At 42.8% G+C, this 25,631-nt stretch carries 20 protein-coding genes; 8 read left to right on the top strand and 12 right to left on the bottom strand.

All coding sequences use genetic code 11. From position 1 onward, the window contains the following. Positions 1 to 197 precede the first annotated feature (197 nt). On the top strand, positions 198 to 605 hold the full coding sequence (locus ABWV55_RS03755) for a DUF393 domain-containing protein (RefSeq protein WP_353292357.1): 408 nt from the start codon (positions 198 to 200) through the stop codon (positions 603 to 605). 1,055 nt (positions 606 to 1,660) lie between these two features. On the opposite strand, the gene ABWV55_RS03750 is transcribed toward ABWV55_RS03755, so the two are convergent. Further along, entirely contained in the window at positions 1,661 to 2,212 is a 552-nt protein-coding gene (locus ABWV55_RS03750) for a DnaT-like ssDNA-binding protein (protein ID WP_353292356.1), read from the bottom strand. Positions 2,213 to 6,073: 3,861 nt separating this feature from the next. On the opposite strand from ABWV55_RS03750, the gene ABWV55_RS03745 reads away from it, so the two are divergent. After that, positions 6,074 to 6,661: an inorganic diphosphatase gene (locus ABWV55_RS03745; RefSeq protein WP_353292355.1), complete on the top strand. Its 588-nt coding sequence runs from the start codon at positions 6,074 to 6,076 to the stop codon at positions 6,659 to 6,661. Between the two features lie 2,470 nt (positions 6,662 to 9,131). Here the strand turns inward: ABWV55_RS03745 and hemC are convergent. Together hemC and rpoD are read right to left on the bottom strand one after the other, a co-directional pair. After that, positions 9,132 to 10,085 carry a hydroxymethylbilane synthase gene (gene hemC, locus ABWV55_RS03740; protein WP_353292354.1) on the bottom strand — a complete coding sequence of 318 codons (954 nt, stop codon included), beginning with the start codon at positions 10,083 to 10,085 and terminating at the stop codon, positions 9,132 to 9,134. Between the two features lie 469 nt (positions 10,086 to 10,554). Next, positions 10,555 to 11,943 (bottom strand): RNA polymerase sigma factor RpoD, encoded by a 1,389-nt coding sequence (rpoD, locus tag ABWV55_RS03735; RefSeq protein WP_353292353.1) that lies wholly within the window; start codon positions 11,941 to 11,943, stop codon positions 10,555 to 10,557. Between the two features lie 313 nt (positions 11,944 to 12,256). On the opposite strand from rpoD, the gene priA reads away from it, so the two are divergent. After that, entirely contained in the window at positions 12,257 to 14,500 is a 2,244-nt protein-coding gene (gene priA, locus ABWV55_RS03730; RefSeq protein ID WP_353292554.1) for a primosomal protein N', read from the top strand. A gap of 2 nt (positions 14,501 to 14,502) precedes the next feature. Here the strand turns inward: priA and ABWV55_RS03725 are convergent, their stop codons facing one another. From ABWV55_RS03725 to ABWV55_RS03710, 4 genes are all read right to left on the bottom strand, one after another. Next, on the bottom strand, positions 14,503 to 15,591 hold the full coding sequence (locus ABWV55_RS03725; RefSeq protein WP_353292352.1) for a DUF3153 domain-containing protein: 1,089 nt from the start codon (positions 15,589 to 15,591) through the stop codon (positions 14,503 to 14,505). A 126-nt stretch (positions 15,592 to 15,717) separates the two neighbouring features. Then, entirely contained in the window at positions 15,718 to 15,873 is a 156-nt protein-coding gene (locus ABWV55_RS03720) for a hypothetical protein (protein WP_353292351.1), read from the bottom strand. A gap of 193 nt (positions 15,874 to 16,066) precedes the next feature. Continuing rightward, positions 16,067 to 17,008: an acetylglutamate kinase gene (gene argB / locus ABWV55_RS03715; RefSeq protein ID WP_353292350.1), complete on the bottom strand. Its 942-nt coding sequence runs from the start codon at positions 17,006 to 17,008 to the stop codon at positions 16,067 to 16,069. Continuing rightward, complete coding sequence (locus ABWV55_RS03710; RefSeq protein ID WP_353292349.1) at positions 17,001 to 17,555, bottom strand: DUF2854 domain-containing protein; 555 nt, start codon at positions 17,553 to 17,555, stop codon at positions 17,001 to 17,003. Before ABWV55_RS03710 ends, argB begins: the two co-directional genes overlap by 8 nt. Positions 17,556 to 17,627: 72 nt before the next feature. Here ABWV55_RS03710 and ABWV55_RS03705 point away from each other — a divergent pair, with 72 nt between their 5' ends. After that, entirely contained in the window at positions 17,628 to 17,816 is a 189-nt protein-coding gene (locus tag ABWV55_RS03705; RefSeq protein WP_353292348.1) for a hypothetical protein, read from the top strand. Between the two features lie 6 nt (positions 17,817 to 17,822). Here ABWV55_RS03705 and ABWV55_RS03700 read toward each other — a convergent pair whose 3' ends face one another. Then, complete coding sequence (locus ABWV55_RS03700; protein ID WP_353292553.1) at positions 17,823 to 18,266, bottom strand: single-stranded DNA-binding protein; 444 nt, start codon at positions 18,264 to 18,266, stop codon at positions 17,823 to 17,825. Positions 18,267 to 18,297: 31 nt separating this feature from the next. Here ABWV55_RS03700 and ABWV55_RS03695 point away from each other — a divergent pair, with 31 nt between their 5' ends. Beyond that, a complete protein-coding gene (locus tag ABWV55_RS03695; RefSeq protein WP_353292347.1) occupies positions 18,298 to 19,092 on the top strand; it encodes a precorrin-6A/cobalt-precorrin-6A reductase in 795 nt (264 codons plus the stop codon). Positions 19,093 to 19,234: 142 nt separating this feature from the next. Beyond that, a complete protein-coding gene (gene cutA, locus ABWV55_RS03690) occupies positions 19,235 to 19,396 on the top strand; it encodes a divalent cation tolerance protein CutA (RefSeq protein WP_353292346.1) in 162 nt (53 codons plus the stop codon). A gap of 4 nt (positions 19,397 to 19,400) precedes the next feature. On the opposite strand, the gene ABWV55_RS03685 is transcribed toward cutA, so the two are convergent. The 4 genes from ABWV55_RS03685 to ABWV55_RS03670 all read right to left on the bottom strand — a co-directional run bounded on the left by ABWV55_RS03685 (position 19,401) and on the right by ABWV55_RS03670 (position 24,093). After that, positions 19,401 to 20,414 carry an adenosine kinase gene (locus tag ABWV55_RS03685; protein WP_353292345.1) on the bottom strand — a complete coding sequence of 338 codons (1,014 nt, stop codon included), beginning with the start codon at positions 20,412 to 20,414 and terminating at the stop codon, positions 19,401 to 19,403. Between the two features lie 44 nt (positions 20,415 to 20,458). Continuing rightward, positions 20,459 to 21,772, bottom strand: coding sequence for an adenylosuccinate synthase (locus tag ABWV55_RS03680; protein WP_353292344.1), 1,314 nt, complete (start codon positions 21,770 to 21,772; stop codon positions 20,459 to 20,461). Positions 21,773 to 21,861: 89 nt separating this feature from the next. Then, the gene (gene psb27 / locus ABWV55_RS03675) at positions 21,862 to 22,287 is read right to left on the bottom strand and encodes a photosystem II protein Psb27 (RefSeq protein ID WP_353292343.1); all 426 of its coding nucleotides are present in this window, start codon (positions 22,285 to 22,287) and stop codon (positions 21,862 to 21,864) included. 24 nt (positions 22,288 to 22,311) lie between these two features. Continuing rightward, a complete protein-coding gene (locus tag ABWV55_RS03670; protein WP_353292342.1) occupies positions 22,312 to 24,093 on the bottom strand; it encodes a proline--tRNA ligase in 1,782 nt (593 codons plus the stop codon). 155 nt (positions 24,094 to 24,248) lie between these two features. On the opposite strand from ABWV55_RS03670, the gene ABWV55_RS03665 reads away from it, so the two are divergent. Continuing rightward, positions 24,249 to 24,692 carry a resolvase gene (locus ABWV55_RS03665; RefSeq protein ID WP_353292341.1) on the top strand — a complete coding sequence of 148 codons (444 nt, stop codon included), beginning with the start codon at positions 24,249 to 24,251 and terminating at the stop codon, positions 24,690 to 24,692. A 466-nt stretch (positions 24,693 to 25,158) separates the two neighbouring features. Then, complete coding sequence (locus ABWV55_RS03660; RefSeq protein ID WP_353292340.1) at positions 25,159 to 25,518, top strand: 2Fe-2S iron-sulfur cluster-binding protein; 360 nt, start codon at positions 25,159 to 25,161, stop codon at positions 25,516 to 25,518. Positions 25,519 to 25,631: the final 113 nt, after the last annotated feature.

Below are 25,631 nucleotides of genomic sequence, written 5' to 3'. Positions count from 1 at the left end.
AGTCGATTTCTACTTCTAGAGCAACTAATAGTTTGAACTAACGTAGAGCCTGGTTCGAGAAATCTGTTATATGCTCTAACGGTACAGCTCCAGCTAAATTCCCTAAATACTGTTTGCCGCAAGTAGCGTGGCATTTATCTAGAATGGTGGTTCTCTGTAACGGTTAACTCAAAGTAGCAGTTTGCCGACTATCCACCATGCTTTCTTCTAATCAGCCAGATCTCACAATGCTTTTTGATGGTGGGTGTCCACTTTGTATGCGAGAGGTTCGTTTTCTTCAAAGCCGAGATCGTGACCAGAGAATTGCCTTTGTTAATATCGATTCTCCAGATTATACCCCCTCTACTTATGCGAATATTAGTTACCGAGTTGCTATGGGACGAATCCATGCATTAACAGCTAACGGAGAAGTACTCCGAGATATGGCTGTATTTCGAGAAGCTTATTTACTTATTGGCTTGGGTTGGCTTTATGCTCCAACCCGTTGGCCTCTTATTAAACCTTTAGCCGATATTATCTATGCATTTTGGGCGTCGCGTCGCCTTCAATGGACTGGCCGAGATAATATAGATACGCTTTGCAAGGATCGTTGTGTCCCGTTATGAAGAAATGGGAAGTAAAAACAATATTAAGCTGTACTACCCTTAAGTAACTTTTTCCAACTATGCATGACTAGGATTAAATAAATAAAGTTAACCTCTTCAAAAAATTTTTTATAATTAATCATTAGTTATTAGTTAAATACATTAAGTACTAGCATATTCTGCTCCGACCAATAATAAAACCAACTATATTAACTATTGTATATCTTTTATATTTATTTAACTCATTCAAAGGCTGGATTATAAACATAATTTTTATACCCAGGTTAAAGATGTATTTACGGCCGAGAATTATATTTTTAGAATTATTAAAAAACCGCAACAGCACTATAATTTATCTGATAAAATTTAGTTAATTACTGTATTAGGTCAACTACTGCATATTTTTAACTTGTATTTGTCGCTTTAAAATTTTAAAGTTGTTGACCTAGCGAAATCAAGTATATGCAAACCAACTAAGGTATTAATAATTCAGAGATGATATAAACGTTAATCTTGACAGCTTATAAAATCTTTCGAGTATATTGGTTAGTTGGCTATGTATCAAAGGACTTAGGCAAGCTGACTTTTAAATAAGTGTTAAACTAACCTTTAAAAATAATCAAGTCTGCTAGTTTTTACTATATATCTAATCCGATAATCCCACAGTTAAGTAAACTTAAGTTACTCAGATAATATTTTATACGTTTGCTAATCGTATATTTATCGAAACTAGCGTATGACTTAGAAATATCTAAAAACATATAAGGTTACCATAGTTAAATATTTCTTTCAGGTCAAAGCTGATCATTAATCCTTATCTTTTTAATTAAATTTCTTCAAATGATTCCAAAAATGTTTCATAAAATAAATAACTACTTTTTGCTTAAAGTTATTCCATCATACAACGCACTACGATGCTCCTAAGATTTTAAGTTTCAACGCTAATATTACTTTAATTTTATATTAATTGTTTGCAGATAGTTGAATCACTAATAGCTAAATTGTCAGTCTAGCTACCCAACAAATAGTACTTATTCTGGTGACTGATAGATAATAAAATGATATTAATTTTAGGATTATGATCGCAATCTTAATACGAAACTGACATTATCGTTGATTTCGTTACCAATCCAGGAACCAATTAACCATTTAATCCAAGGGAAAGCTGTAATCACCGACAAATCCTTACAGTCTGTGACTGATATGCCTTGGCATTGATCATGCTCGACGATAGACGAATCTGAATCCTGATGCTTCGCGTAGGTACCGACAGATGCACTATCATCGCTACTCATGATCGCGTTGGGGTTCTGATGAGCCTGCCAAGCAAGCTCAACCTCTGCCCGGCGAATAGAATAAGGTATAACATCACAAGTAGCCGGAACACCGTCACAACTTGCATTTGTTCGGGGCCATGATAAACGCTGGGTCGTAGTGCAACGGCTGCCTGAATAATTGAGTGTCTCCATCCATGATGTTGCTCTAATTAAAGACATCGCTTTTTGATCGTCAGTTAATGCCGCCCACTTATCAGCCCAAGGCTGGTTCGCTGCATACTCATCAGCAAAAACCTGATCAACATAACTATTGCTGGATTCCTTAGAGAGGGAGGAGTCAAGATTAGTCATGAGAGAAAAACCGCAACAACTTTGTAGCCTTGCAGCTTCAAGACATTTTGCAGCTGACCGGCTATTTCAAATACTACGTGGATCATGGATTTACCGTCTTAAAACAAATGGTTATCAGGTGCTTCGGTACAAAATTCGATGTATAGCTTAACGAGATTCGTCATTAGATCGTATACGGTCAACTTGAGTTGATCTAAACAATTAAAAAACAACTATTTGATGCAGATTATTTTATTCCTAATAACCAAGTTAAACCAAACTAATAAAACTAGATATTGACAAGGATTTCAACTGTGTTTTGTCATGCAGATATCAATTACTAAATTAGTACCGGTTTTAACTCAGTATTAGTTATGTTATTATTTATATCTACTTATTACTAGCATTAATTCATAGAAACTATGCAAGTATTTGGAAATAAGTCGATTTTATAGCAATAATTTAATACAATTAATGGAAACATGCTATTTCTATTAATATCTGATAAGAATAATATATTTACTATCAAATAGCAAAAAGTATTTTTTCACCCATTTTATGGGATAAAATGCTACGTTAACAACAATATATGTGCCTGTAACACAAGCAAATTTAATGCCAATTGCATTAACATTTAGGTCACTTTAGATAATTTAATTATTTCTATTTAGTGCTAAAGTTAATAACTTCAAGACACAAAATTATAGTAGCTAGATATATATAAAACTACGCATTACGTTAACATCGTATTCATGATAATACTCACTTAATTTATTAAACTTGTTAGTCCTAAGAATTGCATTCAAATAACAAAAATAACTAAAATCAGTAATAATAGAGAACACAGTAGTATAAATGTCTATCGCTAATATTACATAGATGATTTTTTAAGTTAAATAAATAGTATATAAATAAGTAGTTTACTAATAAATTTAGTAGAATCAATATAAATAGTAATTATAAAAATAAAACCTATATTCATCTTTAAAAGTTATTATTTACATAGTTAAAGCACCAGTAAATAAGAATTATAATTTAATTATTAGCAGCAATCGTTACAGATCCAAATAGTTAGCTACTAAACTATTATTACTTTAGTTAGTGTTATTTTTAACAATAGTTTTTATCAAGCTAACAGGTTAATAGAAAAATGTATAAATTTGAACATTATTATCACAAAAACAGGATATAAAATTATAAGTCACAGCACTAAACTAGATTCACATACAATGATTATGATTATTTTTTAGGATTAAAATCTTACAAATATTTATTTGATTCTTCAACTCTATCAAAATAGTATTACCAATAATAAAAAGTTTTCTCTAAATAATACTAGTTATCACTAAATTAATTGACATATCTAATATAGTAATTTTTTGAGTTGACCGTATTTTGACATTAACCATTAGTTTTCGAATAAACTTTTAAGCTATTCATCTCATAAGAACCATGAATTTCTTAGTAAGATTATCATTTGCCGATAATTTGACTAAAATATTTACCATACATTATCATAGCTTATCAGTATTAATAATACATATATCTATAAGTTTTAATCGTGTATCCTAATTTTTTAGGCCACTTTTTTGCTAAAAACTCCTAGATTAGCTGTATAAGTTGCTATAGTTTTTATACTATCTATTAAAATATAATTTTTGATTATATCAATATTTATTTTGCTAATAAAATAGTAGATATGTACTTTCAATAAATGGTGGATTTTCATACACATTAATTCGATTAAATTTAATTTTTTATATATAAAAGTTGATTATTGCTTTTCATATAACCTAACTCAGTTCTGTTAAAAATAGTGTATCGAATTTTACATCTAATCATAAATTTAAAGCTCTATATAAAATTTTTAGTTATGGTTAAATTCTAACTTTTGTCCATACAATTTATTACTTTAGAATAGTTATTTATTGAATAATTAAAGATAGTTCTAATAAAAAAGTAATTAAAAATATACTTATAAGAAAGTTATATGTTTTTTGAGTAAAGTAAAAGTCAACCGATACAATATTGTTAATACAATAGTTATAAAAATATCCCTAGATAGATTTTTAATTAGTTGGATACTAACGTATAATTTTCAGAATAAAGTTAATAACTTAAAACATAATTAAATGCGGTATATATGTTAGGAATTCTATGAGTTATCTACATGATGTAATAGAGGCTAAAAAATTTGAAGCATTCTCTTTTACATTTTGCTAAAAAATTAAAATAATCAGTAACTACTGTGTTTAATATTCGTTTCTTAATACTAAAAGTAATTATTATGTTTGTTTAGATAGTTTAATACTAGTATTAGATTTTAAGACTAGCGAATTTAGATTCTATTTTCTTCAGCTATTAAGCTGCATAATAGACGTATATATCATGATTAATTACATAATCAAGCGTATTTATTAAATTGCTAATGTCATTTTTATTAGTGATTACTTTGTCAGAACTTCTAATTTTTACAATTATATTGCTAGTAATTTATTATATGTTTGTATTTGTAGCTGCTACTTATCTTTAATCAATTAGATATTAATAATACAGAAATATTATCAATTCGATCTTAAATTATAAGGCTATTTAATTAGTCATTGATAATTATTTTTATTAATTGTTATTTAATATCTTTTATCATAACTGAAGTTTCAGTCAAACTAAGCTCATAAATAATAAACTTTATGTAGACTAGTCAAGATTATTTGTTATAGTCTTCATTAATTGACCCTAAAGTAAAGTAAGCATAGCGGTACAAGCGCAGCGCATACGTGAAGGATTAGGACTGATACGACTCTACAGACACGCCTTTTGATCACAAAAATTTTAAAGAAGTGCAAATTATCCGCAATTTAAAGTTTGTCACTCTAGATACAAATACTTTGCATTAAGATAAATTTTATATATACTGATTATTTAGAATCCTTTTACAACTCACCACATCAATAACTTCCTCTTAATTATTTTAATAATAAAATATTTAAATTAGTCAATATATTCTCAATTTTTGTAAATTACTAAATATAATATTAATTGATAACATAAATATTTTTCACCATAATTAATAAAACGCTAGCTAAATTTGAAAATCAGTTTCAATTTTACATCGTTTTTATTATTTTATTAGCAAAAATTTACTTTTTAACATAATTATGTAGAATGATTTATTAGTAATTTATTAATATTTATATGGTTACTTTGTATTAGAAATTTTGCTTTGCGAACGATTAATTTTACTACGAAAAATCAAGTATTTAATCTTAAACTCAATCATTTAATGGTTAACTAGTGAAAGGATAAAATTAGGTAAGAGATTAAATTTAGGGTTTATCCTTTAATCTACTTATTAAATAACATCTAAAAATTTTTTAGATAGTTTTTAAATAACGGAACCTTATTAAGAAGAATTATTTTTATTTAGTGACATATAATCGCACATATTTTTAATAGTGCATAAGTATTAATACTTTTTATTACAAAGCTTATGAGATTTATCTTCGTTTTTGAACTTGTGTTTGATAGACAAGTTCAGAATTTTGCTATCTACCTGTGTTAGACAATCAGCAAGCTGTGATGTCAAAGAAATGATTAGATGTCTTCACTCTAATAATTCTGTCATGTAAGCCCCTTAAAAGTAAATCATTTATGATTCGCTATAGTCACGAAAGCCTAATAGCATATGGTAGCAGTTTAAGTGCTAAGATATCGCTTCAGCTTTTTAAAAGCTAGCCAATACCAACGACAGCCATAGTAGTCGAGTTTAACCATTTATGTGTGAATATATTTTCAATACCTACACGACTTCATGTTTCTTCGATTTGGCAGCTGAAGGGATAAACTCCCCTCGTAGGATCTTGACGCCATTAATTGCCATTCATGGCCAATCTTAATCAGGCTCCGAGTCGCAGCATGCCCAATCTTTTACACGTGTTATCAGCTTTTGTTGATGAAGCCAAGCTTTGTCTTAACGCGATTGTAGAGCTCAACTCCAATACAATCAATAAATATGAGCTAATTAATGAAACTGGCCATCTAAAACTGGATCGTGTTGGCTATTCGTCTCTATCCTATCCCTTTGCCTACGGATGCATCCCTCGAACATGGGATGAAGATGGCGACCCCCTTGATATTGAGATTGCTAATGTCACAGAACCTCTAGTTCCGGGATCGATCGTAGAAGCTCGTATTATCGGCGTAATGACATTTAATGATGGGGGAGAAGTTGACGATAAGGTGATTGCTGTGTTGGCTGATGATAAGCGCATGGACCATATCAAGAGTTTTGAGGATCTTGGCAGTCACTGGAAAAAAGAAACGACTTATTACTGGGAACACTATAAAGATATGAAAAAACCTGGCACTTGTACAGTGAATGGTTTCTTTGGAATTGATAAGGCTGTAGAAATAATTAAGAACTGTGAGGCTCGCTACATGGAAGAAATTGACTCGAAGCTCATTGATTAATTCTATACATCTATTAGGCAATCAAATAAAGTAACCGTATTTTTTATAGCTTATTGCTGGTCAATATTCACTGAAATAGCATATTTGCTTTTACTGTATATTAAGGATTGCTGCGATATATATTTTGTGAGAGTGCAACTATAGCATAGTCAATTTATATAAATAGCAAAATTGTTTAAACCTTTAAAATCAGTTGAGTTAGAAATTTCTGAATTTATTTTCTATTGAAACTAGTACTATTTACTTCAGACAGTGCTATTTATATAACCTTTGCAGTATAATAATAGCTATTGTTTTCCAGTCAATTTATATTGCTAGAATAAATGAAGGTTTTTAGTTTCTATTATTAATCATCATAATGGCAATCCTTGAGCATTACACACTCCTCGGCGCAGATATAAATCTTGGTATTTAATTTTCAGGTAATTGAGATATTAATGAACAGCAGTTACTTGATCATCATCTTGTGCAGTCAATTTAAAATGTTTTGTTCTAAAAATATTAATAGATATTGAAAATGTTGGTTATCTTGACATTTTTGTTGGTGTGTTTAGTAGATACTTTTTAATTAACAACTTATGAGAGAATAATTTTTGTCGTGAAAGTTCTTATAGTTTTTGAAATTAGCTGATTTAGCAAATTCTAATAAGCAATATTTTTGAGCTAAAAGTGGTTGCTGATTTTTATTTCCTTCATCAAGTAATTTATGTTGTCTTAAATCACTGCTAAGTACTGAATTTAATGTAGCATCACGAAGGTAAACAGTTTCCCAAAATCAAAATATTAAAACAGCGACAATGAAAATATAGTAGCTTCGAGAAAATTTTGAGAATATTAGGCTTAACATCTTCAATGGTGCGAGCTAGCACGTAGTGATACAGTGGCATTGATACGATGCTCACGGTCGAGGCTAAAGACAGTTCAACAAAATGTCGTAACAATTATGCTACTTCAAGAATCATGAGCTTAACTAGCCCATTTTACATGTAAGACGAGAGAGGAGATTTTAAAAACCTAATGTACATCGACAAAATTTACAATTTTTTCACTGAGTGATGTATAATTCGAAATTAACAAATTTTATATATCTTTGTAGATTGTATTGCACATATTTTGCAGTTTTTACTACTCTGATACTGGTTGCGCAATTAAGTATAACTAATAAGACAATTCTTTGAGATATTTAAATCTTTTTGAGTCTTACTGAATTTAACCTAGTCGATTAATATCGCGTGATATATGTCTAGCATTTAAATTACAATCCTTGGCTATTAGAGATATAAATTCGTCATTATTGGTGAACAATTTGTGGTTAAATCTAGAAAAATTAGTCCGATTAACATAAGTAGCCTGGCTACTTTTTCAATATGACAGCTACAACAAGGATGAAACTCATGATGCTCTACATATCTATTGATTAGAAGTTCGAACTGCTGTTGGCCTTGGTCGTATATAAATATTTACACTGCTATGTACACTGGCTAATTAATCCTACTGACGTTAAAATTACATCAAACATACACGGTTAATCAAGTCTGCAGTTTCCTGAAAAGATTCTTCAAAAATCTAACAGTAAAATTCTAAGTTTTTGATTAGTTAAACGAGGGGGCTGTTTGATTGTTGCGAAATAATTAACGGCGAGCAGATTCCGGCTACATTAGTGTTATAGACCTCTTTGATGTATTAAAGACATAACTTCAATGGTAGGACTAAATAAACGGCCACTTCTAATGTGGCTTACATTAGGTTGAGCGAAGATTATTACTGCGCTGCTAACTCGTGGCTTTGTGGTGCCATGAAAGGTTAGAAGCCGTGATCTGCAACAGCTATTTGAGTAGTTTTTAATATTTTTTGGATAAAAAATATTAAAAACTACTCAAGAATTGAGATTAAGTTAAAGTTTAAAACTCCAACTATCTTAAGGTTAATAATTAAGCTTAAGAAGCTAATTAAAATAAAACTTCATAAATAAAATTGAAAGTTAAAAAGTTAATCTTTGTTAAACTAATAGGTTCTTATACTAGGCATAATAATCTCCCTAGCTTAGGGCTACAGAGGTAAAAGTCAAGGGCATGGCAATCAGTTCTGATTAGTACTTTGTATGACTAAACGTATTTTGTCTATAAAAATTATCTATGCTTATAGGGATTTATTTGCTTTGGTTGAGATTAAGAGAAATAGAAGTCTTGCATATAAAATCTATTGCTAGTTTAATGAATTTCTACCACATAAAATATGGTGTTTTAATTGCTCACTGACGATACATAGCCTTTATGATTATGTTGATCAAGCTAATGGTTCCGTGATAGCAATAGGGTTAAACTATAAAAAGGGCAAATAAGATTACTTGTTTGCCCTGCCTTAAGGTTAGACAGTAAAAGATATAGTTTTCAGTACGTGCTTAAAACCTTCTAGATTCGAGAATTTTAGCAGTATTTGGTCCTATTTATGGAGTAGATAAGAAGTATGCTCAGGTTTTTGGACGAGCGGAGTCGAAGATTGCTCTAAGGATTTTGTCGGCGCCTCGGTCTTTAAGTATGTTTGCCAAAGCGACACCAATGGGCTCTGGATCAGTCGCCGCACCACTGACTTCCTCCCGGAGCAGTCGTTTACCGTCGAGACTAGCAACCATGCCTGTGAGGATAAGTTGGTCGGCTTCGAAGCGAGTGTTGACTCCGATAGGTACTTGGCAACCGCCTTCTAGTTCACGCAGAAAGCTACGTTCCGCAAAACAGCGCTGAGAAGTGGGCACATGCTCAAGCACCTTGATGATCTCTCTAACTGCGGGCTTGTTCTCTAAGCATTCGATACCCAACGCGCCCTGACCCACAGCGTGCAGAGAGATATCACCAGAAATCACCTGATGGATTCGATTCGGGAAACCGAGCCTCTTTAGTCCTGCGACAGCCAGAATCAGGCAATCGTACTCACCGTTATCTAGTTTCTCTAGACGAGTAATCACGTTGCCGCGCACGTCTTTAAAGATCAGGTGGGAGTAATGATGGCGAAGTTGAGCAAGACGGCGCAGGGAGCTGGTGCCTACTACGGCACCTTCTGGTAGTGTTTCAAGCCTGTATTTTTGGTTTTTAGTATTCACCGCAAGGGCATCCGCGGGATCTTCTCGTTTAGTGACACAACCAAGCATCAGTCCTTCGGGAAGATTAGTTGGCAAATCCTTAAGAGAGTGAACAGCAATGTCCGCTTGCTCAAGCAACATCTGGGTTTCTAGTTCCTTTGTGAACAAGCCTCTATCGCCGATTTTAGCAAGAGCAACATCAAGAATTTTGTCCCCTTTGGTGGCCATAGCCTCTACGGTGACTTTTAAATTTGGATGGGCTTCCTCTAATTTCGCTTTCACCCAATTAGTCTGGAGTATGGCCAGTTGGCTGCGTCGTGATGCAATGCGCAGTTCATTGAGAACCATGAGTTATGTGAATCAGCCGTTGAGGTTACGCAGTCGAGCAATTAATTGGGAATTCGAAATTCTGAAGTGAGTAAAGAATTCGATAATGTGAATAACACTTAACATTTTTCCGTTCCTAGGTTAGCCTGATATCGAGTTCAATGATAGAAGACATGCGTCAAGTCAGCATTGTTGCTTGGTATCCAAACGATGATCTCTTTTAGGAAACTTTCCTGTCATTAATGTTTGAAATTATAATTTCATTTGCTCTTACGGTCAGGTGGAAGTTTGCTTGTTGCTTGTCCCCGTAAAAAACCACGAATCGGAACATCAATCATTCTATTTAGCTATGTCTGATCTAATGTAGCTCTGAAAGGCACCCTCATCTCTTCAGTGATTGGCTTGGCTCGGATATTCGAACTCGATTTGCAGCTTATTCAGGCTTATACCGAAGTCACAAAGAGGATTCCCTTGATAGTTAAATCAATATTTACTTGACGTACTCCTTGAGTACACCATTTCGATTGGGATGACGTAGCTTGCGCAACGCCTTGGCTTCGATTTGGCGAATACGCTCGCGGGTTACATCAAAGATTTGACCGATTTCCTCAAGTGTTTTCATACGTCCATCGTCCAGGCCATAACGCAGTCGAAGAACATCTCTTTCACGAGGGCTAAGGGTTGCAAGAACGCCTTCAAGGTCTTCTCGAAGCAAATTCTTGGCTACATCCTGTTCAGGGTTTTCAATATCGGCCTCAATGAAGTCACCTAAGCGAGAATCTTCCTCTTTGCCAATGGGTGTTTCAAGAGAGATGGGCAACTGAGCACTCTTGGCTATAAAGCGAAGCTTTTCAATGGTCATCTCCATTGACTCAGCAATCTCTTCCTCAGTTGGTTTCCGGCCAAACTCTTGGCTGAGCACCTTGGTGGTCTTTTTAATTCGTGAGATTGTCTCGTAAAGATGGACCGGCAGGCGAATCGTGCGGCTTTGGTCGGCGATAGCACGAGTAATAGCTTGACGAATCCACCAGGTAGCATAGGTAGAAAACTTATAGCCCTTCTCATGATCAAACTTTTCTGCTGCGCGAATTAAGCCGAGACTTCCTTCCTGGATTAGATCCTGGAAGCTCAATCCTCGGTTCATATATTTTTTAGCAATTGAAACGACAAGACGCAGGTTCGACTGGACCATTTTTTCCTTAGCGCGCCTACCAAGCATGAGACGCCTACGAAAACGGATCAGCGGCATCCCCACTAACGCTGCCCACTCCTTCTTGTCGGGCTCGCGACCGTTATCGCTTTCAAAGTGAGCAAAGAGCTCCTCGAGATGAAGAAGATCAGCGATTTTGCGGGCCAGCTCAATCTCTTCGTCCGGACGAAGTAAGCGGATTCGCCCGATTTCCTGCAGGTATACACGGATGGAATCCTCCGTGTATACCCCTTTCGGACCAATCTTGATGCTGGCCAGGGCTTTGGCCTTGGCTTCCTTTTCAGCCGCTGCCTTTTTTGCCTTCTCTTCGGCTGTGGATTCGGTCACTGACACTTTCGCTGTAGCCGCCTTCAACTGGGCGGCTTTTGATTTTGTTGCTGTTGCTTTTCTGGCCATTGCCTTTTTAGCCATGATTTTCACGGTCTTCGCCTTTGCGCGTGTCTCCCTTGTCAATTCGCTCAACGTCTCTGAGGCTTCATCGAAATTAGCGATGAATTCTTCTGTGGCCGCACCCAAATCTTTGTTCGCGACACGCGCATTGTTTGGATGTGTAGAGACTTTTTTTGCTTCACTCTCAGCAGTGGTAGACACCATGTTTTCTACCTGTCCTCCGGTACCTGCCAACAGAGCGATGTCCGGCGTCGCGGATTTGATGGCAGCAAGGGTCATGGGTGTTATGAGAACGGGTAGAAGGAGGTGACAAAAATGTCTCTGGATACCGCTTTGGTAGCCGTCCCCCTATAAAAAAATGGTCACAGCCAATCGACAGACTGTCAACCAGTCATTCATCTGGATTGCTGATAGAAATAAATGAGGCGCAGCTTGGCGCGGTTGTCGACGTGGCTCGGCGCACACATTCTCGCTGAGCTGTCCTGACGACAGAATCTCAACGATCCAGGCTAAAGATCAGGTTCATGGTGATGGGTCTCGCTACTAGATCGAACTCAGCGTTAATTCCGTGAAACCAGCATTATGGGGATTAATGAAATCTTCCGAAAATTGCAAGCCGCAGTCACAACGCCAACGGCTGGTGGATGTCTGGCTAGGGGTCGGGCGAGAAGGACGAACATTTAGTTATCTCGCCGACTCAACTATGGGACTTCAGTTCGGCGACCTTGTTCGAGTTCAACTGCGCGGCCGCTTTATGAATGGACTTGTAGTGGCCAACCGAGAGCACCGTTCCGATAGCTCAGACGGCTTTCGGCAAGTAGAAATACTGCTCCAGAAAGCAGCTGTTGATCCAGCTTGGAGTCTTTGGTTAGAACAAGTGGCATTGCGGTGTCATCTCAGCTCCTTTCGGATGGTCAAGGCGGCGCTTCCGCCGGGTTGGTTAGGACAAGCGCGTCAATCCGGATCCGGTGGTCGTCAGCTGTGGTGGGTACAACGAGCGAATGCAATGGATACAGCACCCGACCCCACGCCGCAGCAGCAGCAGCTACTGGATTGGTTGCACAAGGCTGGCGGTGGTGCTTGGCAGCGAGACCTTGAGTCAGTTGGTTTCCGTACTGCCCTAATCCGCTCATTAGAGTCGAGCGGCTACATTATGCGGAAGAGACGGTATTGGAAACAAAAAACGATAGTTCGTTCAACACCACTCGAATCACCTCAAATTCTTACGGAAGAGCAGGCGGCGGCAGTCAAAATCTACCACGCTCTTCCAAGCGGAAAGGGATTGCTGCTCTGGGGGGTAACCGGATCTGGAAAAACAGAGGTTTACTTGCAACTAGTTGCCGATGAGTTGTCAAAGGGCAAACATGTCTTGCTTCTCACTCCCGAAATTGGTCTTGTCCCCCAGCTGGTAGACCGTTGCCGCCGTCGTTTCGGTTCCAGAGTACTGGAGTACCATAGTGGTTGTAGCGGCAGCGAGCGGGTACGTGGGTGGAGGCGCTGTCTGGAGTCTAATCAACCCCTCGTAGTGGTGGGTACTCGGTCGGCTATATTTATTCCGCTAATGCCCCTCGGTCTAGTGATCCTTGACGAGGAGCATGATAGCTCCTATAAGCAGGAATCGCCGATGCCCTGCTATCACGCCCGCGATCTTGCCATAGATCGTGTGGCAATGCACGGCGGCCGATTGATCCTAGGCAGTGCCACTCCTTCAATAGAGAGTTGGCTGCATTGCGAACCGGGTGGATTGTTACGTCTTGCACGCCTCCAGGAGAGGATTTCGAAGCAAATGCTGCCTTCGGTGTACGTGGTCGACATGCGCCGCCAACTTGCCAATGGTCACAAGCAACTGATCAGCCGACCATTAATGGAGCGTCTTGCTGCCCTACCTGAACGGGGAGAACAGGCGGTGATACTAATTCCCCGTCGGGGCTACAGCCCGTTTCTTAGTTGTCGCAGTTGTGGAGAAGTAGTGCAATGTCCGCACTGTGATGTTGCTCTCACGGTGCACAAGGGGATGGAGGAAAAGCAGTGGCTACGCTGTCACTGGTGTGGTCACCGTGAATTGATTGAGGCCAATTGTGATCATTGCGGATCAACAGCTTTCAAACCATTCGGTGCAGGGACACAGCGTGTGTTAGAGCTTTTGGCCAAGGAATTGCAAGGGCTGCGTTTACTAAGGTTCGACCGGGATTCCACCAGTGGTCGTGATGGACACCGACACTTGCTAGAGCGTTTTGCAGCCGGTAAGGCTGATGTAATGATCGGGACGCAGATGCTAGCCAAGGGAATGGATCTGCCTCGTGTCACCCTGGCAGCTGTACTGGCTGCTGATGGACTACTTCACTGTCCAGACCTGCGAGCTGGTGAACAGGCCTTACAGCTGTTATTTCAGCTAGCAGGTCGCGCTGGTCGTGGCGAACGACCAGGCCAAGTACTGGTTCAAACCTATTCACCGGAGCATCCAGTTATTCAACACCTAGTTGATGGCAGATATGAGTTGTTTTTGGAACAAGAAATTCAGTTGCGTCGAGATGCTGGCCTTGTTCCATTCAGTCGGGCTTGTCTATTGCGTTTGTCCGGCGAGTCTGCCAGTGCCACAGCGAATGCTGCATCAGTAATAGCCGAACATCTCAAACCCTTGTGCCGAGATCAGGAATGGTGGATATTGGGGCCGGCCCCAGCTCCTGTAGCTCGGGTAGCTGGAAAAAGTCGTTGGCAACTTCTTTTGCATGGTCCGGTAGGCTCAGGGCTTCCTCTGCCTCCTGGTCAGGAGCTTTGGGACATCCTGCCGTGTGGAATCACTTTATCCGTAGACCCTGATCCTCAGCAGCTTTAAATTTATAAGGGTAGTTCGGGAAAACCAAAACCCAAACCACGTCGAACATGCTGCAATAGCAAGCTGCAGCTGAGTAATAGCAGCACGCCAAGACTGCCTAGCCCTAGTGGGTTCCAACGCCAGCTTAATTGCTCAAGCCGCATCCGTTCACCGCTATGCATTTTTCGTTGCACTTGACCGTGGTCTACGCTCACATTTAGTTCAAATCCTGGAATATCAGGAAGATGACTGAGATCAACTTCAAGATAAAGGCATTGTTGCACCCCTAAAATCCAGTTACGTTCCACCAGAGTGAGCTTAGGAATAAGCAGTTCAAGCCCAGTACTCTGTTTAACCAAGGCCACCATCTCCTTCACTTGAAGGCTCAGGTTTCGAGAGGATACGGTTCCAGTGGATATACGCTGACGTCCTGGAGCCGGGTGCTCGATGAATAGGTTGGGTAGTCTTAGTTTCAGATACTGTTCAAATTTCTGTTGCCATGGCAGAGGTTGGTCGTTAGGACTTTGAACCTGCCAAATCAATTCAACTCGATCTGGGCCGGGGAGCTCTAAATCGACATCAACACGTACACAGCCACTCAGCAATAGTGTGAGACCGATGAGCGTGGCCATCACAACGGCAGCAAAACCAAAGCCCAACGCGCGAGTTGGCCCGGTTGGCGGTGGCGGTGATTTTGGTTTTCGGAAACGACGGCATGCACTAATAACAGAAGGGGGGCCGCCTGTAGTTGTTATCTCTAGTAAGGGCAATTGTATTCTCCAGTTCTTGGGTCGTCCAAGTCTGGGGGCTTCAAGGATCGCCACGAGCTGTTTAGCATGCTGGCGGATATTCGTCTCACCGGTTCGACTCAAGATGTGAGACATGGCGACGGCCTGATCCTCCTGGCCTTGCCCCATCCAAGAAGTGATCATTAACAATCGTACTTGAGACCCTTCTGATGTCGAAGCGGGATAGGCATCAGCTAGCGGGGTTAGTCTCTCCAGAGCTTGGCCGTAATCTCCGCGCTCCAAATAAACATTTAACGAATTCAGGTCGAGCGTTGGTCGTTCCTCGTTCACTCCATCAGCTGTATTGAATAAAGCCTGTGCCAATAAGGGTTTTTAAATTGACTTAGGTAAACCTTGAATGCATGTCTCAGCTCCTGACGAGCATAGCTCCCAGTTTGCTTCCTTCATTTCAGCTTATAGAACCGTTGGATTGGTGAGTTCTAAACTAGACTAAAAAGTCCCTGTTGTGATGCGGGTGTGCTTGCGGGGTACCGTGTGCATCGACATCCAGGTTGATATAACCAGCTCACGAAACGGTGAGACTTCTGGGTGAACAGTTGATAAGAAGAGCATGTTTGCGTTAAAGCTTACCGGGAAACGACTCACGATTACAAGCCCAATGTCGGTAGTTATCTATGTCGCCTTAAGTGTTAGTGGATCATCATCCAAATATTTGCCCCATTTAACGAGACTGTCGTTGCGATGTCTATAGTGTATAAACGAAGCCAAAATACAATTAAAGAAACTAAGGCGGAATGAGTGACCAAGCAGATCGAACCAATTCATGGAACCCTATCAGCTAGTTAACAACCCCTTTTGACGCTACTGCATCTGGGTAGCCGGTTGGTTTATCGCAGCTTGCACTGCGTCCCTCCACCATAGTGCCGATGCCTACATTCGTAAAAATCTCTAGTAAAAGCGCATGGGGAACGCGTCCATCGATGATATGAGCAGCGGTCACACCTTGAGCTAGGGCTCGAATGCAGCATTCTGTTTTTGGCGTCATTCCGCCAGTAACCACACCATCGGCGATGAGTTGCCTGGCCTCCGATAAGCGGAGCTCGCGGATCAAGGAGCCAGGGTCGGAACGATCTCGTAAAATACCGGGGGTATCTGTGAGTAGGATGAGCTTTTCAGCCTCTAAAGCTGCCGCTAGTTCGCCGGCTACCGTATCGGCATTAATGTTATGAGTACGACCGTCATCTGGTGTGGCGGCCACACTTGAAATCACTGGTACGTAGCCTTTCTCTAACAATGGCTCCAGAACTTCTGGATTGATGCGAGCTACATCTCCTACCAGGCCGTGGCTGCCATTACCCCAAAGACGGGCTTCCACTAACCTGCCGTCGCTGCCGCTAAGGCCCACCGCCCGAGCTCCGAGTTGATTCAGACCATTCACAATTTGTTTGTTCACGCGACCTACCAACACCATTTCCACCACATCCATTGTTGCGGGACCCGTCACACGCAGCCCATCGCGGAATTCGGCCGGAATTGCAAGTCGTTTAAGCCACTGATTAATTTCCAGTCCACCCCCATGAACTACCACTGGTTGTACTCCTACACAAGCGAGTAAAGCTAGATCGCGGAACACCGCAGCCCGCAGTTCGGTATGAGCCATTGCGGCTCCGCCGTACTTAATCACGATGCGGCGTCCAGTGAAGCGCTGGATATAAAGCAGCGCCTCGCTCAGTACGGATACCCGCAATGCATCATCGCCAGCGTGAGTATAGTTACTCATGGACTTGGTTTGTTTGTCCAGGCAATAACAAAAGGTCAAGTTGATCGCCACCGAGATCCTTGATCTCAGCCCTTAGACCTTTGGCAAAAAAACGGCCCAGTCGAACTTTACGTTCCACCCAACGCTCGAGCGAAACTGATCCTAATTGGAAACGTAAACGCAGACCATAACCATCCTTTGTGTCTAACTCTTCAATCTCCTCAAGTCGAGGTGGATTGTCATCATCCCAAAGTTTGAGGGCTTCCAGTGAAGATTCGAGATGCGCTTTTTGGCCGTAGCGCCACCGAGTCACGTCACCGATAAGTGTGCTGAGTTCCGGCGCTGCCGCCTCACGTTGTCTACGCAGGAGATTTGCTGACGTAATACGAATTGCTGGAGGTAGTTCGGAAGATTTCAGTGCGAGACCACCAAGTAGAATCGGAATACCGTAAAAGATAGTGGGTAAGCTGAGATTGGCACTGCCAGTGCTGTATGCGATGGCGCCAACCACAGTTAGGATACCGCCGGCGACTGTGACTAAGCTGCCTGGGGAAAAGAAATCCTTCATGAGTGTTGTCGCATAATAATCATTTTGACTGGCAGACGACCAGGATTGGTGCTGTTAAGTCTCCTTGAATCTGTGTCCCAGATCCCCTCCCCTGAAGTGCAGGAGCTCCTTCAAAAGCTAGATACAGATCGCAGCTGGTTGTTGCAACAGATAGATAGTGGTCGCTGGCCGGAATTACGCCTCGATTTGGCTGCTCTGGAGCGCGAGTTGGGACAGTTGATTATCCGCGCATCTGAGCTTGAGGATGAGGTAAATAGCTGACAGTCCTTAAAAAGGAATGTCATCTGTATCGGGCACCAATGGAGCTGCGTTCCAGCCGGAATATTGCGATTCATTCTTATTTAGGTCTGTGGCTGGTACTGCAGGCACTACGTTTAATCGTCTAGTGTCCGCAGTACCAGCCGTTGCACCATCGACTAGATGTAGACGAGCCAGGGTGAATTCGGCACGTTTTTCTTTCATGCCATCCCGACGAAGCACAGTGTTCATGCGCAAGCGCCCTTCGATCAAAAGACGTTGACCGATCCGAACGCGATTTTGCAAATCCTGAGCCAAGTTACCCCAGCCAACTACCTTCAACTCACTCGGCGGATCACCATCGCGCAGTGGATCAAAACGTACCGACATATCAGCAATAGGAGTCTGATTATCCTGGGTGTATCTAACCGTTGGCGTATCAATCACCTCTACTTCGAGCACGCAATGATTCATAGCTTCTCCTCTATCTATGACGCACATCTTGATGCACAACTCCGCGAATGACCAGCGCCGTATTTGGTTATTTGCAGGAACTGGAGATGGTCCCCATTTGACCCGTGCCTTGCTTCAGAGGGGTTGGCAGGTGCGGGTGAGTGTTGCAAGCCAAGCCGCTGCAGCCGCTTATAGCGAACTTGCGGTGGACAGCATCACTGTTGGTACTCTAAGTCGGGCAGCGAAGATGACTAAGGGACTAAAGCACCGGTCTAAATTTCGTTGGGTGGTGGATGCCACGCATCCATTCGCAACAAGGATTAGCTCGGATCTAGCAGAGGTTTGTTTATCAGCGAAACAGCCGTTTTTGCGATTCGAACGTCCTCAAGAGCAAGGTAGTGCTTCCATATGTCTTCTGCCGAACAGTGGTGCTCTATCAACAGCTCCCTTAAAAGGCCAGCGTCTGCTTCTAGCTGTCGGCGGCCGTCACCTTGCAGCGATTGCCACGGCTGCTCGCTCTGCTGGGGCGAATTTATTTGCTCGCTCTATGCCAACAAAGTTGGGATTACGCTCCGCTTTGGCTGCTGGTTTGCTGCCCGACCATTTGGCTGTGGTCCGTCCGCTGCAAGGACAGACACCTGGCTCTATTGAACGTGCATTGTGTCGACGCTGGGGGATCACAGCTGTCGTCTGCCGTCAATCCGGTGGCGTCACAGAACGTTTATGGCGTCGGATTTCTGAAGAGCAAGTTTTGCAACTAATTCTTTTGAGGCGTCCAGCATCGCTTCAAGGCGTGGAAACTGTTGTTGGGGAAGCAGCATTCTTTAATCGAATAGACCATGGCTGATTCAAATTCCTTGATGTTGGTTTTTACAACCGAAGCCGACATCAATCATGCAAAAGCTCTAGTTAACATTTTCTTAAAATGTCGTCTCCTAGCATACGTGAGTATCCAGTTAAGTCAAGCTCTGTACCACTAGCAAGAGGAAGTGCAGAGCAGCTGTGAGGTGCAGCTTCTTTTAAAAACCACCGCTGATTGTCTAAAAACACTTCAGCAAATGCTGACAAAATTCCACAGCTTTGACATCCCTGAGTGGTTGTGTTGGCCGGTGAAGGCCTCGCCGCCTGCTTATGAACGTTGGGTTAGTTAGGTGATTAGTGGAGATGCGCTCTAGCAAGATCTTGAAGGGATACTTGGGGACGTGCGCCCAGTTGAGTCACGATTTGCCCAGCACAGATAGCGCCCAGCTTGCCGCAGCGCTCTAGCGACTCTCCCTGGGTATAGCCATAAAGAAACCCCCCGGCGTAAAGATCACCAGCGCCGGTAGTATCGATAAGAGTCCCTACGCCAACAATACCGACATCCCAGCGTTGGTCACCGCATAAGACAACAGAACCTCGGTGACCGCAAGTGACCGCAGTGATTGCGCAACAGTTGCCAACCCGATTTAGGGCTACATCGAAATCATTGGTTTGATATAGCGACTTGATTTCTATTTCGTTCGCAAACAGGACATCCACGTGACCGTTCACGAGGTCTAAGAAGCTATCTCGATGGCGATCTACGCAAAAGCTATCAGAGAGTGATAAAGCAACTTGTCCGTTAGCGGCACGGCAGATTTCGGCTGCCGCGATGAAGGCGCTTTTAGCCGCAGGACTATCCCAGAGATATCCCTCGAGGTAGAGCACTTTGGTATTACGTACCATGGAGAGATCAAGGTCCCCCGGTTCGAGTTGGGTGGAAGCCCCAAGGAAGGTACACATAGTACGCTCTGCGTCAGGTGTGACGTAAATGAGGCAACGGGCTGTAGGGGTTCCTGTCGTAGCAGCTGGTGTTTCAAACTGAGTGCCAACGGCGCGAATGTCACGACTAAAAATCTTCCCAAGCTGGTCATCTTTGACCCGACCAATGAAACCGGCTCTCCCCCCCAGCTTGGCAATCCCTACCATGGTGTTGGCTACAGAACCACCCGAGGTTTCCAAACCAGGCCTACTAACTTTGTAAAGAGCTTCTGCTCGTTGTTCGTCGATCAGGGTCATTCCGCCCTTTTTTAAGCCGTGCTGCTTTAGAAACTCGTCCTCAGTCTGTACAAGAACGTCAACAATGGCATTGCCAATGCCGACTACATCAAGACTGCAGGTGTTGAAAGGTCTGATACTAACAGCCATGGCTAAGGCGTAACAATTTCAAAGATATGGATAGCGATTTACTTTCAAGTACTTAACAGGGCCCGTTTCGGACCGTGAATCGGGTCCTCCACAACGATCGTCTGGTCACGACTTGCACCGAGAGAGACTATGGCAATCGGTACCTCCATCAGATCGGCAAGAAAGTAAAGGTAGTTCATCGCGGCCTTTGGTAAATCCTCGAGCTTGCGGCACTTCTTTATTGAACACTGCCAGCCTTTCATAGTTTCAAAAATGGGTTTGCAGCGGGCCAAATCATCGGAACTGCTCGGGAAGTATTCAACCCGTTCCCCATCGAGTTCATAGGCAACACAAACTTGAATTTCATCTAGTTCGTCCAAAACGTCCAGCTTAGTAATAGCTAAACAGTCAAGTCCATTGACCTGCACGGCGTAGCGCCCAATAACGCCGTCGAACCAGCCACAACGGCGACGGCGACCTGTAGTTGTCCCAAATTCTCCGCCGCGTTTAGTAAGCTGGTCGTTGAGGTTTCCGCTGAGCTCAGTTGGGAAGGGACCTTTTCCGACTCGAGTGCAGTAAGCCTTGGCTACGCCAATAACCCGATCAATTAGAGTTGGACCAACCCCTGCACCGATGCAGGCGCCACCGGACACGGGATTAGAAGATGTGACGTACGGATATGTACCATGGTCAAGATCCAACAGGGTCCCTTGGGCACCCTCAAACAAAATATTTTTGCGAGACTTGGCCGCCTTGTGAATAACCTGCACGCAATCCACAACATGCTTGGAGAGTCGCTGGCCATACTCTAGATACTCGTGAACTACGGACTCTTCATCGAGAGGTTCAATGCCGTAGATCGTTTGCAGGAGTTTGTTCTTTTCTTTGAGCGGTTCTTCAAGTCGGTCGCGCAGACGTTGTTCGTCGAGGAGGTCAATTACTCGGATGCCACTGCGCTGAGACTTGTCAGCGTAGGTTGGTCCAATGCCGCGTCCGGTGGTTCCGATACGGCGGTCACCCCGCCGTTTCTCCATCGCCGAATCGAGAAGTCGATGGTACGGCATAGTCACGTGAGCTGACGATGCCAATTGAAGCCCTGAGATGTCGATCTTGTTAGCGAGAAGCATGTCTAACTCACCAAGCATCACCTTTGGGTCAATTACCGTGCCAGGACCGATTAGACAGATGGTATACGGATAAAGGATGCCAGAGGGAATGAGATGGAGTTTCAACACACGACCGTCGACGACGATCGTGTGACCGGCATTCACACCGCCTTGATAACGCACCACCATGTCGGCCGAGCGGCTGAGAAGATCGGTAACTTTTCCTTTTCCTTCGTCACCCCACTGAGCCCCGATGACGACAACATTGGCCAAGGAAACGGCGGCCCGAAGCCGCAGATATGCACGCTCCGGGAGTATTTCAGATTTTGTGTCCCTGCGTCAAAAACCGGGTTTTTATGGGTTCAGCTTCCGCGAACTACAGATTTTTCAGCCTTAGCCAATTCTTTGGCGAGACGATCATGCAAAGCCTCTGACAAAGGTCGATTGGCATAGTTGGTGTAATAACCAGCTAAAGAGTTGAGAGCTGTTTGCATCGTGGTGAAAGAACTCAAACTGTTTACTCGAGGCTGAGACCGATAGCGCGACACGTAATCAGTAATCAGTGACCGCGCATCGCTCTCTGCCTTCGCATGGCTGGGGTCGTCTTGAGGAATATCAATTATTTCCAGCAGGGTATGTGATACGAATACTGTGTCCTCAACGTAATTCCCAGTCAGTTGAGCATTGGCATCGCTGCCACAAGCAGTTAACAACAAGCAGAGGCTAAATCCAAGGGCAACAGCTGCCCTGGTTAGTGGTTTGAATAGACAATCCAAGGCAAAAAGCATGATACTGCCGAAAGTTGAGGAACTTTAGGGGCGTAGTTCGCTCAGTAGTTCAGCGAGTGCATCAGCATGAGGTAGGTTCTGCACGTCACGATCAGCACGTCGAACCAATTCGACCATACTGTCGCCGGCGCCACGGCCTACAACGATTCGCCAGGGAATGCCAATGAGATCAGCATCCTTGAATTTTACACCAGCCCGTTCTTTACGGTCGTCCAACAGCGCGTCCACGCCCGCATTGAGCAGTTGCCCATAAATGAGTTCACCCAGATCTACCTGTATTCGGTCCCGCATATTGGCAATAACTACTATAGCTTCATATGGTGCGATCGCCTCTGGCCAACAGATACCGGCATCGTCGTGATTCTGTTCAACGGCAGCTTGGGCTAGACGTGAAATGCCAATCCCGTAGCAACCCATCCAGAAGTGCTCTGTTTTACCAGCTTCATTAGTAAAACGACTTTCCATCGCTCCCGAATACTTTTGACCAAGCTGAAAAATGTGTCCTACCTCGATGCCACGTTTTTGTATGAGGCAAGCCTTAGGGTTATGAACACATGCTTCGCCTGCCCTGGCTTTGCGTAAATCCAAACTATTTGGAATTCCTCCTAAATCATTCCAACTAACACAGAATCGGTGATAATTAAGCTGGTTAGCACCACAAATCATTCGATCCATTGTTGCTGCGGTACAGTCGATCAGGCGGAGAAATCGCTTTGTCCAGCTTCGTGCTGAACTCAGCAAGGCATCATCCAAATCTGGCCCCACAAAACCGAACGGAATGGTGCTTACGCCTTGTCGATCAAGGTCTTCTGGACCAATTGGATGGCAGTCGAGCACTTCCTGTTCTGTTAGGTAACTCACACTGTTCATTAACTTCACATTGTTAAGCTCTTGATCTCCTCTCAGACTCACCAGTAAAGGCTGTTCGACCTTGTTCCCCAGGTGGGCGATGAGCAGCAAGACTTTGACTAACTGGCTGGGATGCCAGTTGTGGGAGTGGCAGAGGGCTTCGATGCTAGTCTCGCCTGGTGTGCTGATGAGCTGTAATGCACTCCCTTCTAGCGGTATTGCATCAGCTGCAATGGACATGGCCTTTTCCTGGTTAGCGGCATAGCTACCGTCGTCGCTGAGTAAAATGAGATCTTCTCCGGCTTCAGCTGTGACCATGAACTCCTGTGAAGCCGCGCCACCGATGGTGCCGTTATCGGCATCCACGGGGACAGTAGCGAGGCCACAGCGCTCGAATATGCGTCGATAGGCACGATCCATTTCCAAATATGTACTTTGTAAATCGGCTTCTGTGGAATGAAAGGAGTAAGCGTCTTTCATGATGAATTCACGTCCGCGCATGAGTCCAAAACGTGGGCGAACTTCATCGCGAAATTTGGTCTGAACCTGGTACAAATTGATTGGGAGTTGCCGGTAAGACTGCAAAAGCTCTTTAGCAAGGTTCGTGATTATTTCTTCATGTGTAGGTCCCAGCCCTAATTTCCGTCCTTGACGGTCTTCGAGGTGAAACATGATTCCTTCTCCTGCCGTATAGCTTTGCCAGCGGCCACTGCGTTGCCATAATTCAGCAGGGTGAAGCTGGGGCAATAGGGTTTCTTGAGCCCCGGTTGCGTTAAGTTCTTCGCGAACAATGGCTGTAATCCGTTGAATCACCTTCCACATTAGGGGAAGATAAGCATATATTCCCAATCCCACCCTGCGGATGTATCCCCCGCGCAGCAGCAATTGATGAGAAGCAATTTCCGCCTCGGCAGGAACTTCTCGAAGCGTCACCAGCAAAAGATGGGAGACGCGCATGAGAACAGTACACAGAATTTTGGAAGTTATCACCGACTGGGTTTGGTATCATCCGTAGAGTTGATGTGGTCTATGGGCTGTCTCAAACGTCCCTGTACGACCTGAGTCTCAACTGCTACCGTTTCGTCTACATTAGGTTGTTGAGCACGAGTCTCATGTTTCCTCGATCCGTTGAATCTGTGGGTTCACAAGTTCAGCAGTCGGTGGATATGTCAATTGATCCATCAATTGTCCTTTCACAGTCCGATGCTCTTGTTGGCATTGATGACGTTCAGAAATCTCTGAATCGTTCCCGGGCATCAGTGTACCGCTACACTAATACTGATCCACGAGACTTGAATCCACCTTTTAACCCTCGCAAGCTCAATCCAGAGCATCGGTGTGATCAAAAAGATCCACTTCATTTTCACCCTAACGAAGTTGCTCGGTTCGCAAAAGACGTTTTGCGGATTAAGGAGGTCACCGTTGAGGTGCTTAATTCCCCTTCGACAGCTACACAGCAAATGCTTAGCTCCATCCTTGAAGAGCTTCGAGGAATTCGGGCTCATCTGGAGAGATCAGTTAAACAAGCTCCGTCAGGTCCAGCACAACCGTCTTGATCTGCCTAAAAACGACTGGTATTTCCAGCGTCCCTGAGTTTGGCACACTATCTCCTATTTCTCGGTCCCCAGTTAACAGCAAAATTGTTAAGCTATAGTATCAATTTTCATACATTTCAGGTCTCGATGAAGTCGGGAATTTTTACCACTCACACCCCCTGTAGATCAGATTATTTGTGATCAAGGGTTGTTTTTAGAACATTTCATATCCATTAATAGTTTAGATTTCCACTAACAACATTTACCCAAATCGGCGTGTCGCGATTTGAGAATGCTATCGAGCTTTTTCCTAAATTTGTTTTTCTGGAGGTTAGATTTAGGCGTCATCAGTGGCCAGCGAAACGCCTGTACAACGCTGCTTTTGCTCAGCTTCCTCATTAAAAACCCTAATTGATCTGAATTTGAGCCGCCTCTACCCACCAGATTCTTGTAGGTTGGTACGTATCTAGAGACTTTAGTCAAACCCGTGCCCACTATTCAATACGAGCAAGAAGGACAACAGGTTGGGTGCATTGAAGGTGCAAATCTGCGTCGGGCTTCCTTAGATGCTGGGATCAACCCTTACAAGAGCCTGAATAACCTTAATAATTGCAGTGGGGTTGGTCAATGTGGCACCTGCGTGATGGAAATTCTAGAAGGACAGGAGAACTTATCTCCCCGCAGTGATGTTGAGGAGATTTATCTCGCTGATCGCCCTGCAAACTTCCGCCTCAGCTGCCGTACGACAGTAAACGGCGATGTCACCGTACGGACCAGGCCAGCCGAAGGTGTTGGTCGAGGTTCAAACAGCCTCGTTGGTGCCATTAAGTCGCTGTTTGGTCGCTGATCTTGGTTGAACGGCTTCATAATTGCAGCTAAGGTCACGTTACAACTACAACCGCAGCAGCACGTGTTGAAAATCTTTCTCTCGGTCACTTTTTGAATCAGAAGATTGTTTAT

The sequence above is a fragment of the Synechococcus sp. M16CYN genome, from assembly GCF_040371545.1.
Classification (GTDB): domain Bacteria; phylum Cyanobacteriota; class Cyanobacteriia; order PCC-6307; family Cyanobiaceae; genus Parasynechococcus.
Note: the sequence above shows the minus strand (reverse complement) of the source record. Positions and strands in the feature narration are given on the sequence as shown.

Excerpts from the sequence above, each read along its gene's own strand:
- hemC (WP_353292354.1), bottom strand. The coding sequence starts at position 10,085 with ATGGTTCTCAATGAACTGCGCATTGCATCACGACGCAGCCAACTGGCC.
- ABWV55_RS03695 (WP_353292347.1), top strand. The coding sequence starts at position 18,298 with ATGCACAACTCCGCGAATGACCAGCGCCGTATTTGGTTATTTGCAGGA.
- rpoD (WP_353292353.1), bottom strand. The coding sequence starts at position 11,943 with ATGACCCTTGCTGCCATCAAATCCGCGACGCCGGACATCGCTCTGTTG.
- ABWV55_RS03685 (WP_353292345.1), bottom strand. The coding sequence starts at position 20,414 with ATGGCTGTTAGTATCAGACCTTTCAACACCTGCAGTCTTGATGTAGTC.
- ABWV55_RS03710 (WP_353292349.1), bottom strand. The coding sequence starts at position 17,555 with ATGAAGGATTTCTTTTCCCCAGGCAGCTTAGTCACAGTCGCCGGCGGT.
- ABWV55_RS03670 (WP_353292342.1), bottom strand. The coding sequence starts at position 24,093 with ATGCGCGTCTCCCATCTTTTGCTGGTGACGCTTCGAGAAGTTCCTGCC.
- argB (WP_353292350.1), bottom strand. The coding sequence starts at position 17,008 with ATGAGTAACTATACTCACGCTGGCGATGATGCATTGCGGGTATCCGTA.
- ABWV55_RS03750 (WP_353292356.1), bottom strand. The coding sequence starts at position 2,212 with ATGACTAATCTTGACTCCTCCCTCTCTAAGGAATCCAGCAATAGTTAT.
- priA (WP_353292554.1), top strand. The coding sequence starts at position 12,257 with ATGAAATCTTCCGAAAATTGCAAGCCGCAGTCACAACGCCAACGGCTG.
- psb27 (WP_353292343.1), bottom strand. The coding sequence starts at position 22,287 with ATGCTTTTTGCCTTGGATTGTCTATTCAAACCACTAACCAGGGCAGCT.
- ABWV55_RS03700 (WP_353292553.1), bottom strand. The coding sequence starts at position 18,266 with ATGAATCATTGCGTGCTCGAAGTAGAGGTGATTGATACGCCAACGGTT.
- ABWV55_RS03665 (WP_353292341.1), top strand. The coding sequence starts at position 24,249 with ATGTTTCCTCGATCCGTTGAATCTGTGGGTTCACAAGTTCAGCAGTCG.
- ABWV55_RS03755 (WP_353292357.1), top strand. The coding sequence starts at position 198 with ATGCTTTCTTCTAATCAGCCAGATCTCACAATGCTTTTTGATGGTGGG.
- ABWV55_RS03745 (WP_353292355.1), top strand. The coding sequence starts at position 6,074 with ATGGCCAATCTTAATCAGGCTCCGAGTCGCAGCATGCCCAATCTTTTA.